Origin of the sequence: Asticcacaulis sp. (assembly GCF_035497195.1) — a bacterium.
In the GTDB taxonomy this organism is placed as follows: domain Bacteria; phylum Pseudomonadota; class Alphaproteobacteria; order Caulobacterales; family Caulobacteraceae; genus Asticcacaulis.
Genome location: NZ_DATJDZ010000023.1, coordinates 202,336 through 216,365 on the forward strand (window position 1 = coordinate 202,336; position 14,030 = coordinate 216,365).

12 protein-coding genes are annotated in these 14,030 nt (G+C 59.6%); 1 reads left to right on the forward strand and 11 read right to left on the reverse strand.

The features are described from left to right. Window positions 1-69: 69 nt before the first annotated feature. Window positions 70-402, reverse strand: coding sequence for a heat shock protein HspQ (gene hspQ / locus VL130_RS15550; protein WP_325364255.1), 333 nt, complete (start codon window positions 400-402; stop codon window positions 70-72). Between the two features lie 252 nt (window positions 403-654). Here hspQ and VL130_RS15555 point away from each other — a divergent pair, with 252 nt between their 5' ends. After that, window positions 655-1,842 (forward strand): Ppx/GppA phosphatase family protein, encoded by a 1,188-nt coding sequence (locus VL130_RS15555; RefSeq protein WP_414636301.1) that lies wholly within the window; start codon window positions 655-657, stop codon window positions 1,840-1,842. Between the two features lie 51 nt (window positions 1,843-1,893). On the opposite strand, the gene VL130_RS15560 is transcribed toward VL130_RS15555, so the two are convergent. The 10 genes from VL130_RS15560 to VL130_RS15605 form a co-directional block, all read right to left on the reverse strand. After that, entirely contained in the window at window positions 1,894-2,793 is a 900-nt protein-coding gene (locus VL130_RS15560; protein ID WP_325364149.1) for a peptidylprolyl isomerase, read from the reverse strand. A 19-nt stretch (window positions 2,794-2,812) separates the two neighbouring features. Further along, window positions 2,813-3,307, reverse strand: coding sequence for a pantetheine-phosphate adenylyltransferase (gene coaD, locus VL130_RS15565; RefSeq protein WP_325364151.1), 495 nt, complete (start codon window positions 3,305-3,307; stop codon window positions 2,813-2,815). A gap of 16 nt (window positions 3,308-3,323) precedes the next feature. After that, window positions 3,324-6,131: a DNA gyrase subunit A gene (gyrA, locus tag VL130_RS15570; RefSeq protein WP_325364153.1), complete on the reverse strand. Its 2,808-nt coding sequence runs from the start codon at window positions 6,129-6,131 to the stop codon at window positions 3,324-3,326. A gap of 79 nt (window positions 6,132-6,210) precedes the next feature. Further along, on the reverse strand, window positions 6,211-6,708 hold the full coding sequence (gene ssb, locus VL130_RS15575) for a single-stranded DNA-binding protein (RefSeq protein ID WP_325364155.1): 498 nt from the start codon (window positions 6,706-6,708) through the stop codon (window positions 6,211-6,213). 174 nt (window positions 6,709-6,882) lie between these two features. Continuing rightward, window positions 6,883-7,350, reverse strand: a complete 468-nt coding sequence (locus VL130_RS15580; RefSeq protein WP_325364157.1) for a hypothetical protein — start codon at window positions 7,348-7,350, stop codon at window positions 6,883-6,885. Window positions 7,351-7,475: 125 nt separating this feature from the next. Next, window positions 7,476-8,150, reverse strand: a complete 675-nt coding sequence (locus tag VL130_RS15585; RefSeq protein WP_325364159.1) for a hypothetical protein — start codon at window positions 8,148-8,150, stop codon at window positions 7,476-7,478. A gap of 156 nt (window positions 8,151-8,306) precedes the next feature. Continuing rightward, a complete protein-coding gene (locus VL130_RS15590; protein ID WP_325364161.1) occupies window positions 8,307-11,294 on the reverse strand; it encodes a transcriptional regulator in 2,988 nt (995 codons plus the stop codon). 195 nt (window positions 11,295-11,489) lie between these two features. Continuing rightward, window positions 11,490-12,320: a flagellin gene (locus VL130_RS15595; protein ID WP_325364163.1), complete on the reverse strand. Its 831-nt coding sequence runs from the start codon at window positions 12,318-12,320 to the stop codon at window positions 11,490-11,492. A 145-nt stretch (window positions 12,321-12,465) separates the two neighbouring features. Then, complete coding sequence (locus VL130_RS15600; RefSeq protein ID WP_325364165.1) at window positions 12,466-12,801, reverse strand: flagellar biosynthesis protein FlaG; 336 nt, start codon at window positions 12,799-12,801, stop codon at window positions 12,466-12,468. A gap of 115 nt (window positions 12,802-12,916) precedes the next feature. Beyond that, entirely contained in the window at window positions 12,917-13,759 is an 843-nt protein-coding gene (locus VL130_RS15605) for a flagellin (RefSeq protein ID WP_325364167.1), read from the reverse strand. Window positions 13,760-14,030 lie beyond the last annotated feature (271 nt).

The following is a 14,030-nucleotide window of genomic DNA, read 5'->3' on the forward strand; positions in this document are numbered from 1 at the left end:
GAACCGAAGCTGAACCGCTCTGGCTCCGCCCTTTTTTCCACAGATAATCTTCAGAGACAGCCCGGCCCTTCAGTTCGCCATCCGGCTTTTGGGCTTGTAGCGGCCATTTTCGAATCGCTCGAAGATCAACCGGGTCTGCGGATGGGTGAGCGGCTGGCCGGTATCATCGGCGCATAGATTCGCCTCGGAAGCATAGGCGACGTAGCAACTCTCGCCATTCGTCGCCAGCAGATGATAGAAGGGCTGGTTCTTCTGCGGGCGCACGCTTTCAGGGATCGCCTGCCACCATTCTTCCGTATTGGAGAATTCCGGATCGACATCGAAAACAACGCCGCGGAATTCAAACAGATTATGTTTGACCACCTGACCAATATCGAATTTTGCTGACCGCTGCTCTTGCATGAAACTACCTGGCCCCCACTCTGCGCCGGCATAATGGACCGAAGCCGGAGCATAACGCACTGCCCTTCTCCATTCGGTTGTTGGCCCCGGCGTATTTTCAATAACGGCGATTATGTTTTGGCAGTTTATGGGTTGGCATGACGCAAGGCAGGCCATAAAGTGGCCGGGAAAAGTTGCCTGTCAGGTTTACTTCCAAACCTGGTTTCCGACATGGTGTCGGACCGGCGACCGTCCATAAGCGGGGTATGAGCCATGCAGGCTCCCTCAAACGATCGCCGGCGGACTCCGCCCGGCGTTCCGCGTAACGCATCCGGCGGCGGCCTGACTGTCAGGGGCGAACCAGCGGTCATCTACGCGGCGATCGACCTCGGCACCAATAATTGCCGGCTGATGATCGCTACCTTCGCCAATTCGCAATTCCGCATTGTCGAAGCCTTTTCGCGCATTGTCCGCCTGGGCGAAGGCCTGGCCCATTCCGGCCGTCTGCACGAACGCGCAATGGACCGGGCGCTGAGAGCACTGAAAATCTGTGCCGAAAAGATCGAAAAACGGGGCGCGGCACGGATTCGCGCGGTGGCGACGCAGGCCTGCCGCATCGCCCATAATGGCCGCGAATTCATTGCCCGCGTCGAGCGCGAAACCGGCCTGAAACTGACCATCATCTCGCCGGAAGAAGAAGCCCATCTGTCGGTGATGGGCTGCGCCTCCCTGCTCGATGCCCGCGAGGTCAGTCCGGTGGCGCGCGCCGCCCTGGTCATGGATGTCGGCGGCGGCTCGACCGAACTGAGCTGGGTCGAACTGGCTGACGAAACGCCCGCTCCGGCCGTGTCCGTTGCGGAAGCGCAGAGCCTGGCGCAGCACAACGCCTTGAAAATCACCCGCCGAATGCCGCGCCCGCGCTACTGGATTTCCATTCCGGTCGGCGTGGTCAATCTGGCCGAACGCTTTCCCGAACCCGCCTCCGGCCATACACAGGCCTGGTTCGAGGCCATGATCGAGGATGTCAGCCAGACGGTCCGTCATTTTTCCGATCCGGAGACTCTGCGCCCGCATTTCGATAAAGGTGAGGCCTATATCGTCGGCACGTCCGGCGCGATTACCTCACTGGCTGGGATGCACCTGGGCCTTGAGCGCTATGACCGGTCCCGCGTCGATGGCCTGTGGATGAGCCACGGCCATGTGCAGTCGGTCATTACCCGCCTGCTGGAACTGGGCCATGAAGGCCGTGAATTGGAACCCTGTATCGGCAAGGATCGTGCCGACCTGGTGCTGGCCGGCGCCGCCATACTGGAAGCCATACAGCGTCTGTGGCCCTGCCAGAGATTTCGCGTGGCCGATCGCGGTCTGCGCGAAGGCCTGCTGCTCTCGATGGTGAAAAGGAAAACCCGTCGCCGCCGGCGGCGCGGCCCCAGGCCGGTGGCGACACCCGTAACGGCATAAAAAAAGCGCCGGCCTCATATCATATGATGGGGGCCAGCGCTTTTTCCTATCTTATTTACCGACCGGTGCGGCCGGTGGTGGCGTGGTCTCCGGTGGCGTGGCTTCCGCGGTGGCCGGGGCGGCATTCAGTATCTTGGCCGGCACCGTCACGTCGCAATCGGAGAAATTGTCGCCCTTGTCCTTACGCACCGCGTCAAGCACGGCCTGGAATTGCGGCGAAGCGGTATCCATGACCTCGACCTGCGGGCGCTCGGCTTCAGGGATATCGGCTAGCACGCGTACCGTGGTCATCTTGTCCGGATTGACCGGCGGCTCGCCGATCTTCAGCTTGCGCACCACGTCAAGGCCGGTGAGCACCACGCCAAAGGCCGTATATTTCTTTTCAAGCGACGCATTGGCGCCGCGCATCAGGAAAAACTGGCTGTTGGCCGAATCCGGATCAAAGCTGTGGGCCATACCGACGGCGCCCTGGCAGAACAGGCCCCAGGCATTGACCTTGCCGTCATTGGAAATCGCCATCAGTTCGTTGACCTGGCTCTGCACCGGCATGGCGCCGACAAAACCGATCACTGAACCTTTCGGACGCGTGGCGACCGTGAACGGGAAACTGGAATCATGACGCACCAGGAACTCCGCCTTGACGTTGGGCAGGGTCGAATCGCCCGTGCCGTCGCCCTTGGGATCGCCCGTCTGGGCCATGAAGTCCTCGATGACGCGGTGGAAGGTCAGGCCATCGTAAAAATGCTGGCGCGTCAGGGTGAGCATCCGCTCGACATGGTTCGGCGCCAGGGCCGGATACATTTCAATAATGACCTGCCCTTTGGTGGTATCGATCACCAGCGTATTATTCGGATCGGCCGCCCGGTAGCCCGGATCGAGCGCAAATGCAGATGTCGCCATCAAAGCCGCTATCGCCCCCGCCAGAAGCGCACTTTTTTTCACCAATGACATCATTCTTCCTGTCTAACTTTCAACCAGCGACCTTGGCCAGCAGGCGTTCCGCCACGCTGGGGGCCACAAACGGCGCGATACTGCCGCCCAATTGGGCTATTTCTTTGACCAAACGCGACGCGACGGCCTGATGGCGCGGATCGGCCATCAAAAAAACCGTCTCTATCTCGCGGTTAAGCTGCTGGTTCATCGCCGTCATCTGGAATTCGTACTCGAAATCAGCCACGGCGCGCAAGCCGCGAATGATAACGCCGGCGCCGACTTCCTGCGCGAAATGAATCAACAGGCTGTCGAAAGGCATGACCTCGACCCGATCACCGAGATGCGCCACCTGTTCGCGCATCATTTCGACGCGCTCATCGATGGTGAACATCGGCGTCTTGCCAATATTGCGCGCCACGCCGATGACCAGTTTGTCGACCAGCTTGACGGCCCGGCCAATGATATCGCTGTGACCATTGGTGATCGGGTCAAATGTTCCCGGATACAGGCCTGTTCTTTGGTCGCTTTGCATTGCCCCTCCGGCAGGTTTAGGTTTCGCCGTTCACTGCCGGAGTCTCGTCTGTCGCACCGTCATCCGCCTCATCCTCACCGGAGTCGACGACCCGTTCAACCGAGACAACCCGCTGGCCTTCCGACGTCTTGAAGATGGTCACGCCCTGAGTGTTACGGCTGGCGATACGCACTTTTGTGACATTGGTGCGGATCAGTTGGCCGCCCGATGTCACCAGCAAAATACCGTCCGTGGCGTCGATCGGGAAAGAAGCCACCAGTTCGCCGCCGCGCTTGCTGAGATCGATAGCGACGATCCCCTGCCCGCCCCGGCCCGTCCGGCGATAATCGTAAGACGAGGTTCGTTTGCCAAAGCCGGTATCGGCGACGGTCAGGATGAATTCCTCGGTCGTCTGGAGATCGGTGAAACGCTCGTCGGTCATCGGCGCTTCATCGCCGAGGTCTTCGCCGTCTTCTTCCGGCACGGCCACAACATCCTCCGCTTCGTCACCTGATGAAGCCCGCAGCGCAGCCGCCCGTTTCAGATATTCAGCGCGCTCCGCCGGCGTCGCCGCGACACGCTTCAGGATCGCCATCGAAATGACCCTGTCCTCGCCATTGAGACGGACACCACGAACCCCCGTGGAATCCCGGCCCTTGAAGACGCGCACCTCATCGACGGCAAAGCGGATCGAACGGCCGGCGGCGGTGGAAAGCAGCACGTCCTGATCATCATTGCACACCGCCACGCCGACAATGGCGTCGCCGTCTTCCAGCTTCATGGCGATCTTGCCGGCGCGGTTGACATTGACGAAATCGCTCAGCTTGTTGCGGCGGATATCGCCCGATTTCGTGGCGAAGATGATGTCCTGGCGTTCCCACGCGGCTTCATCCTCCGGCAGGGCCAGAATGTTGGTGATCGTTTCGCCGCCGCCGAGCGGCAGCAAGTTGACGAAGGCCTTGCCCTTGGATTGCGGATTGCCGAGCGGCAAACGCCAGACCTTGAGCTTGTAAACCTTGCCGGTGGAGGAGAAGAACAGCATCGGCTGGTGCGTAGTGGCCGAATAGACGCCGGTGATGGCGTCCTCGTCCTTCATCGCCATGCCGGAGCGGCCCTTGCCGCCGCGATGTTGCTCACGATAGGCGGCCAGCGCCGTGCGCTTGACATAGCCGGAGTGCGTGACCGTCACCACCATGTCCTCATGCGGGATCAGGTCTTCGTCTTCGATATCACCTTCGCCGTCGACGATCGTCGTGCGGCGCGGTACGGCGAACAGGGCCCTCACCTCGACCAGTTCTTCACGCATGATCGCCAGTATGCGTTCGCGCGAACCGAGAATTTCAAGGTAGTTGGCGATGGCGGCGGCCAGAGTCCTGATCTCATCGCCGATTTCATCGCGACCAAGGCCGGTCAGGCGCGACAGGGTGAGCGCCAGGATGGCGCGGGCCTGTTCGTCGGTCAGGCGAACCTGACGGTCTTCCAGAACGATGGAGCGCGGATCGGCGATCAGGTCGATCATCGGCGCCATGTCGCCGGAAGGCCAGGTGCGCGAGGTCAGGCGCTGGCGGGCTTCGCTCGGATCGGCCGACGAACGGATGATGTGGATGACTTCATCGATATTGGCGACGGCGATCGACAGGCCGACCAGGGTATGGCCGCGATCGCGCGCCTTGCTCAGTTCGTAGCGCGTGCGGCGGACAACCACTTCCTCGCGGAATTCGAGGAACAATTCCAGCAGCTTGCGCAGGCCCATCTGTTGCGGACGGCCATGATCCAGCGCCAGCATGTTGACGCCGAAGCTGCTTTGCAACTGGGTATAACGATAAAGCTGATTGAGGATAACCTCACCTGAGGCGTCGCGCTTGAGTTCAACGACGACGCGCATCCCCTGACGATCGCTTTCATCGCGGATATCCGAAATGCCTTCGATACGCTTTTCGCGCACCATATCGGCGATGTATTCGATCAGGGTCGCCTTGTTGACCTGATAGGGAATCTCGGTGATGACGATGCCTTCGCGGTCCTTGCGGATCGTCTCGACGCTTGCCTTGCCACGCGTGACCACCGAACCGCGGCCGGTCATCAGAGCCTGACGCGCACCGGAGCGGCCAAGAATTTCGCCGCCGGTGGGGTAATCCGGCCCCGGCACGATATCGAGCAGTTCTTCAAGCGTGACGTTCGGATTATCCAGCATGGCCAGACAGGCGTCGATCACTTCGCCGAGATTGTGCGGCGGGATATTGGTGGCCATGCCGACGGCAATGCCGCCGGCGCCATTGACCAGCAGGTTCGGAATGCGTGACGGCAGGACCGAGGGTTCATCCTCCTTGCCGTCATAGTTGGGCCGGAAATCGACCGTGTCCTTGTCGATATCTGCCAGAAGCGACATGGCCGGTTTCGACAGGCGCGATTCGGTGTAACGCATGGCGGCCGGCGCATCGCCGTCGACCGAGCCGAAATTGCCTTGCCCATCGACCAGCAGCAGGCCCATCGAGAAGGGCTGCGCCATGCGGACCAGGGAGTTGTAGATCGCCAGATCGCCGTGCGGATGGTATTTACCCATCACGTCACCGACGATACGCGAACATTTCACATAGGATTTTTCGGGCGTATGCCCTTCCTTGTGCATCGAATACATGATGCGGCGGTGGACGGGTTTCAGGCCGTCACGAGCATCCGGCAAGGCGCGCGACACGATGACGCTCATGGCGTAATCGAGATAGGAGCGCTTCAGTTCGTCTTCGATCGTGATGAAGCTGATGCCGGACGGCGGCTGACCGCCAAAGCCGTTACGGGGGTCCTCGTCTTCAGGACCCAAAACTTCGCCAGATGTCGTATCGTTCATGAATTCAATGTCTTATGTGCATCCACGCCGCCCAGGGGGGCGCGTGGATTGTTAAAATGCTTAGGGGTGCCAGTCTTGCCTAGAACGGGATTTCATCATCCAGGTCGAAATTCTGAGGCGCGCCGGCAGGGGCTGCCTTCGGACCGGAAGACGCCGGCGCGCCGCCGTAGGAATCCTCATACTGGTCATAACCGCCGCCTTGCGAGGCCCCGCCGCCACTGTCGCCGCGGCCGCCGAGAAGCGTCAGGTTTCCGTTGAAGCGTTGCAGGACGACTTCGGTCGAATACTTCTCGACGCCCTGCTGGTCGGTCCACTTGCGCGTTTGCAGGCTTCCCTCGACATAGACCGAGGAACCCTTGCGCAGATACTGCTCGGCGATCTTGGCGAGGTTGTCGTTGAAGATAACCACGCGATGCCACTCGGTTTTTTCCTTGCGCTCGCCCGTCGCCTTGTCGCGCCAGCTTTCCGAAGTGGCGATCGTCAGGTTGGCGATGCGATCGCCGGAGGGCATATTGCGGATTTCGGGATCCTTGCCGAGATTGCCGATCAGAATGACTTTATTGACACTGCCTGCCATCGTAAATTTCCTTATTGTCTGAGCGCTTGCCGCGCTCCTTTGTTCCATTGCGCGCGGGCAGAATCAGCCCTGCGCGACTATTGAGTCGAATAGTTAACACTAGAACCTTCCGCCGCTCATGGGAAGGCCTGCAAGCACTTTGCCGCCCCTGCGCGCCCGCTATTCCACAGATAGTTACTTCTTCGCATCCGACGGCATTTGCGGCAGGTCTTTCGGGATATCGACCGTCACCTGATTGCCCGTCGGGGCCTCTTCCTGAACCACCGAACCCGGCGCCACCAGGCGACCGTCAGGGGCCTTTACCAGCAACGGGAAGGCTGGCCCTTCGTAGTGCCGCGAATAACGCACCTCACGGCCGCTGGCGAAGAGGAAGGTGCCGTTATAGGCGCCGATCGTCTGCTGCCCGGCGGTTCGCGTCGCCATCATGTCCATGCGCGCATTATAGAGCCGGACCGCGCAATGTTCGAGATCAGGCTCGTTTTTCGACAGTTCGTTGAATTTCAGTCCGCCGGCCTTGGGGTAGCCGACATAATAGCAGGCGCCGGCGATATCCGGCGCCTTGACGCGTTTCTGGCAGCCGGAAAGGGCGGCGACGGCAAGTCCGCCCGCCAGGCTGATCAGCAGAAGTGTCTTGATTTTCATGGCTGTTCCTTCGCGATCCGCCTTGTTTTGTTGGCGTTATTTAACCACGATTGCCAGATAAAGACCAAACAAAATATGGAAAAGGCGGACACGCGGCCCGCCTTTTAAAATACCATATGCGCGCTTTAGCGCACCATCGGCACCGAACACCCCTGCCCCTGATCAACCAGCGGGCGGAAGCTGGCGTTGTCATCCGACTGCTCGACACGCCGCGGCACCAGACGCAAGGTCTTGCTGCCCCAGCGGCCATAGGAGGCCTGTCCGGGAGACACGCAACGCGTATCGAAAAGCAGGACGGCGCACTGGCCCAGCGTGATGTTGTCCGACAGCTTGTTCCAGGAATTGCTGCTGTAGCGCAGGCAGGCGGCGGTGGGGCCGGTTCCGGCGCGGGTATCGGGCACGATCTCGGCGCCCTGGGCGGGATCGGCCGGTTCCGCCACAGTGGCGCTGACCGGCGCGCCCGGCACAGGCACCAGCGACGCCGTGGGGGCCGCGATCTGATTGCCGTTGTCATCGATACCGACATCAAGCTGCTGGGCGGCGACGCCGTTCTTCTTGGCGCATTCGGCCAGTGTCACGTCGCCGACATAGGCGCCATTGACATAGCAACGCAGGGGTTTTTTAGTATCGAGCGAAGGCGCCGGGTCGGCGACCGTGAAGGTCAGGCCGGTTGGCTGATCGTTCATCTTCTCGTCGTCCTTGTGGCCGTGAGAGACACTCATGGCCAGTATGATACCGACAATGACAGCCACCGCCGCCCCGATGCCGATGGCGATCCAGCGCTTTTGATCCTTGGCCATAAACTCCCCTCGCCAGCGCGATCCACGCGCCTTACCAAACTTAACCATAATACAGGTGACGCGAAAAGATGGCAACCAAATGACGGCCACAGCTTTACCGCGTCAGATTTTAAGAAAAATAAAGACCCTGTTCCCGGACGCCTGTCAAGCAGTGGGTCAGGCGCCGCCTGTCAGGCGATTAAGGGCCGCCTGATAATTGGCGATCTTGTCGGTCATATATTGCGGAACCGCGCCGCCGGTCCTGCCCTTTTTGGCGGTGTCGCTGTCCTGCGGATCGCCGTAACGCAAATAGGTATAGGCCTTCTGGACGTTTTTCAGCGTTGCCTGCAAGGAGGCAAGCGCCTTGGCGATATTGGCGTCGGAATTCAGGTTAAGCGACGTATCGAATTCAAGCCCCATCGTCTTTTGCGCCGTCAGGTAGTTGCTCGATTTGACGTCCATCGTCTTGTCGGCGTCATTGGTGATCATGCCGTTGGCGAGGCCCAGCCCCGCCAGCGCATCCTTGCCCGCCGGCCCGCTGATGATTTCCATCTGGCTCGTCTTGTTGGCCGGCTTGATGTCCAGCCGGTCGATCTGCTTGCCGGTGACCTTGGTGACGTCAGCCGTCAGCCTGTAGCCCGATGCGCGGGTGATCTTTTTCGCCAGGCTTTCCAGCGTATCATTAGCCTCAATGGTGATGGCCTTCCTTACGCCGGTTTTGGGATCGACCAGATAGAACTGGTCACCGGTGCGCACGCTGGTGCCCGACGTGATCAGCTTGGAATCGGTTGTTTCAATCTTGCCAAGCGGCAGGCCAAGGCGATCAAGCACACTGCCGGAATTAGCTGAAACAGCGATGGCATTGGGCGTCACCGTCCCGTTAACGCCGGTATAGCGGGTCTGGTATTCGACCGCGCCGCTATCGATATTCAGCCGCGCCAGATAGGCGTCCTTGCCGTTGACCTTGGTCGTGCCGGCGATCTCGCCGTTGGTCTGGCCGGATATCCACGCCTTGCCATTGGCGAACTGCACCTTGGCGTCTTTTTCAACACCCGTGCCGCCATAAAAAGCCACACGGTCGGCGGTCGTCACCGACAGATCCTTGTCAACCGACAGGGCGAACGCGTCATACGAACCGGAATAGGCCGCCGTGGTCGTGCCGGTGGCGCTGAGCAGGCCGCCCGAACCGGACGAACCGCCGAGATAGACCTTGCCGTTATAGATCGACATGCCGCTGATCGTGCCGCCGCCGATGCCGCCGAGATCGCGCGACGCCGACTGCGTGGCCGTATACTTCGTCGTCGTCACGCCCTTGGCGTCGGTGACATCATACGAGCCGAGGTCAAAGGTTTTCAGAGTCGCGTTGCCCGCCTCGACGCCGGCGACATAAAGCGTATTGCCGTCCGTCTTCAGTTGCGAGACCATATCGCTCTGCGCCGTGCCGGTCTGGACGGTGAATTTATAATCCCCCGTAGCCGAAAAGCCCATGACGTAACCGTCCCAGCCGCCTTGCGCCGTGCCGCCTGCGCCCTGCATCAGCCCTTGCGTCTTGCCGCCGACATAGACCGACCCATCGTCGCCGAAAGCCACCGAGGTCGCTTCATCGGCCCCGGTCGCGCCGCGCCGTTGCGTCCATTGCTCGACGCCGCTGGAATCGTAGACAGTCACAAAGCTGTCCGTGGTCGTATTGTTGGCGCCATTGAGGCTGGTCGTGGTGGTCGAGGTGCTGGTCGCCGTGTTCTCGCCCGTGCCATAAGTCGTCGTCTTGGTGGTGGCGACATTGAGCGCGCCGGTCACCGAACCGGTCACGGCCACCTTGCCATCGGCGGAGACCGTGAGGGCCAGGCCCGAAGCCGTATCGGACGATCCCAGGGTCCGGGTAAAAACGATCTTGCCGGCCGAATCGTACTTGATCAGGGCGACATCCTGCGTGCCCTTGATGGTCTGATCGTCGGTCGTATTATCGACATTCGCCAGCACGTACAACGAGCCATCCGGCCCGGCAGCGGTTTGCAGGGCATTGGCGATGGTGTCGTCGGACGCGCCATTGCCATTCACATTGGCGATCGAATCCGGCAGCACGGTCTGGCCGGATTCACCCGCAGTCCAGTATTGCGCGCCTACCTTGGAAATGGCCTCGGCCGGCTGTTCGGCCGTGCTGGAACTGTCGGTCTGGAATTTCAGGATCTGCGACGTGACGCTGTTGGTCTCGGTTTTCGTGCCGTCGCCTGCTTTTTTGGTGGTGGTGATGTTCGGGTCGCCGGTCGTCTGCACGACATAGACCGAATCCTGCAAGGCCGGCGCGCTCATGGTCAGGGCCTCGGTCGTCACCCCCTTGATCTGCAAGCCGAATGTATCCTGTCCGGCGGACAAGGTGACGGTCTTGCCGTTGATCATGGTTGTCGTTGGGACGGCCGGCGTCCGGTTAACCACGAACTTGGTCTGAAGCCCCTGTGCTTTCAGCTTGTCATTGATGAAGCTGACCACATTCGACATGCTGCGCGTCTGCGTGCCCATTTCCGACAGGTCGATATCGACGGTGAACGGCGTGGCCGTGCCGATCTTTTTGACGCTCATCGAAAACTTGACGTCTCCCTCGAAGGCCTTGACCGCGGTGCTGGCGGAACCAGTCTGGATCGCCGGCCCGGTGTAGACCGTATCGGTCCGCGCCGTGCCCACCGTGCCCTTAAGCTCGCTTGTCAGGGTGCCTTCGGTCAGGGACAGGTGATCATAACTTGTGCCGGAAAGATAGTCGCTGACCTCCGCCATGCCGGCGGTGAACCGGCGCTGGGCCGCAGCCAGAGCCAGGGGCGATATCTTGGAATCCTGCGCCTTGGTTGCCAGGCCTTCCAGCGCATTCAGACCCTGATACAGGGTGAAGAGCTTAGTGTAATCAGGCGAGGCGCCGGTTACATTGGAGGTCACCGCATTGGGGTCGATAAACCGGCGGCCAGACAAAACCCGGCTGACCAGATCGTCTTCGGACAACATGCCGGAACTGCCCGTCCAGGGCGCGGATGGCGCCGCCGCCTGCCCCGTCGGCGAATTGGTTTTGGTGCTGCTGGCGCCGCCGGAAGACACACCTGAAGATGACGCATCCTGCGTTACAATACCCATCTTGGCATTGTAATAGTTCGTCAGCAATGAGGCGTCGAACGAGATCACGTCAGGATTCTTCCGGAGTTAACACACGTACCGCTGTGTAGTATCAGCGGATAATCCTTAAGAGTCGTAAACGTTTGGCATTAATACGCGGCAACGCCTGACAAAATAAGCCTTCCACCATCAGGAAAATGCAAAAAAAAGGTGAACCTGCGTCCGCCCTTTGAAGATATCCGGCCTGCCCGCTTATACCGCGCCCTACTTGAACAGCGACAGGATCTGCTGCGGCGACTGGTTGGCGATCGACAGCGCCTGGGTGCCAAGTTGCTGCTGGACCTGAAGGGCCTGAAGGCGTGAGCTTTCCTTTGCCATGTCGGCATCAACCAGATTGCCGATGCCGCCGGTGATCGAGTCCTGCAATTTCGACACAAAGCTCAGATGGCCCTCGATCTGCTTGGCCTGAGACCCGAGCGCGCCGAGATTGGCGTTCAGGTTGTCGATCGATGTATCGAGCTGGCCAAGAAGCGCCGAGGCCGCTGTGGCCGTAGACAGGTCCGTGCCCGCCGACAGGGTGATGATCGGGCCGCCAAGCGCAATGGTACGGACGCTCAGGGTAATGACCGAATTGGCGTCGGCATTGGCGATAAACTGGATAGAGGTCGCCAGCGACCCATCAATGATGTTCGAACCATTGAAGGCGGCATTTTCAACAACGTGGGTGATCTGACCGAGAATCGCCTTGTAATCGCTGCTCAATGCGTTGCGTGACGTGGTGTCGATGGAGGTATCCATCGCCCCGATCACCTTTTCGCGCAACTGGTTGAGAAGATCGGAGACCGATTCCCCCGCCGCCAGCGACACATCGGCGATCGACGAAGCCCGGTTGAGGCTGTCGGTGACGGCTTTCAGGCCGCCGAGGTCCGCCCGCTGCCCTTGCGCGATGGCGTAAACCGACGCGTTATCCTTGGCTGAGGAAACCGCCAGGCCCGTGCTGATTTTTTGTTGCGCATCTTCCAAACTTTTGTTGGTAGAATTCAGATTCTGCAAGGCGATCATCGCGGAGGAGTTCGTATGAACGCTCACTGTCATGGCCCAAATACCTTCTATAAAAACGCCGACTCAGCAAAGTCTTAACGTTCATGGTAAGCAAATGGTTAACGGGCGCAAACGACTTTTTCCGCGCATTGGACAATGCACGGTGGATAATTATAAATTCAGACGTTAGGAGTCTGCTCTAAACGTCTGTTTTAATGACAGAACCGGCCTTGTAACTCGCCGACTCCTTCATCTTGACAAGCGCCTGACGCGGCAGGATGCGAACCACTTCGCCGGTATAGCGATCGATGGCCTTGTAAACCCAGTCGCCGGTGTCAGGGTCCTTGTCGACCGTCAGGCGCAACAGGTAGGCTGGGGTCGGCGCCTGGCCGCTGCTTCCGGACTGATGGGAATCGTCCTGGTTCTTGGCTTGTTCGGAGCCACTGCCCGCAGCAATTTCCCTGGGCACATCCGGCGCGGGCTTGACGTGAGGCACGTCAGTCACCTGCGGAAAGCTCAAAATATTATTGATCATCTTCGTAAATCGCCCGCGCTGTTACACGTCTGGCGCCCTCCGATAGAATGGGGTTAAAAAGAAAATGGGAGACGAGCTTGCGGCCCGCCTCCCACTTTCAGAGGCTTTGGACCGATTAACGGAACAGGCTGAGAACAGTCGAGGTCGACTGGTTGGCAATGGACAGGGCCTGAATGCCGAGCTGCTGCTTCGTTTGCAGAGCCTGGAGATTGGCGCTTTCCTTAGCCAGGTCGGCATCAACAAGATTACCGATACCCGCCGTGATCGAATCCTGGAGCTTGCCAACGAAAGTGGCGTGGTTTTCCAGGGATTTCGACGCGGTGCCGAGATTGGCCAGAGCCGACGACACTGCGCTGATCGAGGTATCGAGGGTCGTCAGCAACGAACCGGCATGGGTAGCCGAGCTCAGGGCCGCGCCCAGCGAAAGCGTAATGATAGACCCGGCGCCAGTGGTCGAAAGACTCATATCCTGAGCCGTGACGGTCATAACGCTCGTGCCCTTGTCATTCGCCAGGGCGGTAATGCTCGCCTTGCTGCCATCCAGCAGATTGATGCCGTTGAAGGACGAGTTTTCGATGGTTTTGCTGATCTGGCTGACGATCGATTTGAAATCGGCGTCCAGAGCCTTGCGGCTCGTGGTGTCCAGCGAGGTGTCGGAAGCGGCCAGGGCCTTTTCCTTCAACTGGGTCAGCATGTCGGAGATGGATTCACCGGCGGAAGACGCCACATCGACGACCGAAGACGCGCGGGACAAGGAGTCCTTCACGGCATCAAGCGACGACACTGCGGAACGCTGGTTTTGGGCGATGGCCCAGGTCGCGCCGTTATCCTTGGCATTGGAAACCTTCAAACCGGTATTGATGCGGTTCTGGGTCGTTTGCAGGTCGGCGTTGGTTCTGTTGAGATTTTGCAGGGCAACCATGGCCCCGACATTGGTATTGACGCTATTCACAGGCATCGTTTCTAAACCTTCTTCTAGATAAAACCGGCGACGTTTTGTCTGCCGGCGGCATTTTGCCTAAACGGAGCGATGCAAGAAGAAGGCCGGATTAGAGATATTTGAAAAATCGCCTAATGAATTGAATTGTTTGATTTTAATATCCCGTTAAGGACATTTTTGCCGGGCACTTTTTGCCGCACGACGGTAATTTTTGCCGAGTCGGCATTTTCTGCCCACATCTGCGCGCCCTTCGCGCCTCCCACGAGACGACGGAAAAATATGCCGGGGC

Coding starts and splice junctions, on each gene's coding strand:
- hspQ (WP_325364255.1), bottom strand. CDS start 402: ATGCAAGAGCAGCGGTCAGCAAAATTCGATATTGGTCAGGTGGTCAAA.
- VL130_RS15555 (WP_414636301.1), top strand. CDS start 655: ATGCAGGCTCCCTCAAACGATCGCCGGCGGACTCCGCCCGGCGTTCCG.
- VL130_RS15560 (WP_325364149.1), bottom strand. CDS start 2,793: ATGTCATTGGTGAAAAAAAGTGCGCTTCTGGCGGGGGCGATAGCGGCT.
- coaD (WP_325364151.1), bottom strand. CDS start 3,307: ATGCAAAGCGACCAAAGAACAGGCCTGTATCCGGGAACATTTGACCCG.
- gyrA (WP_325364153.1), bottom strand. CDS start 6,131: ATGAACGATACGACATCTGGCGAAGTTTTGGGTCCTGAAGACGAGGAC.
- ssb (WP_325364155.1), bottom strand. CDS start 6,708: ATGGCAGGCAGTGTCAATAAAGTCATTCTGATCGGCAATCTCGGCAAG.
- VL130_RS15580 (WP_325364157.1), bottom strand. CDS start 7,350: ATGAAAATCAAGACACTTCTGCTGATCAGCCTGGCGGGCGGACTTGCC.
- VL130_RS15585 (WP_325364159.1), bottom strand. CDS start 8,150: ATGGCCAAGGATCAAAAGCGCTGGATCGCCATCGGCATCGGGGCGGCG.
- VL130_RS15595 (WP_325364163.1), bottom strand. CDS start 12,320: ATGACAGTGAGCGTTCATACGAACTCCTCCGCGATGATCGCCTTGCAG.
- VL130_RS15600 (WP_325364165.1), bottom strand. CDS start 12,801: ATGATCAATAATATTTTGAGCTTTCCGCAGGTGACTGACGTGCCTCAC.
- VL130_RS15605 (WP_325364167.1), bottom strand. CDS start 13,759: ATGCCTGTGAATAGCGTCAATACCAATGTCGGGGCCATGGTTGCCCTG.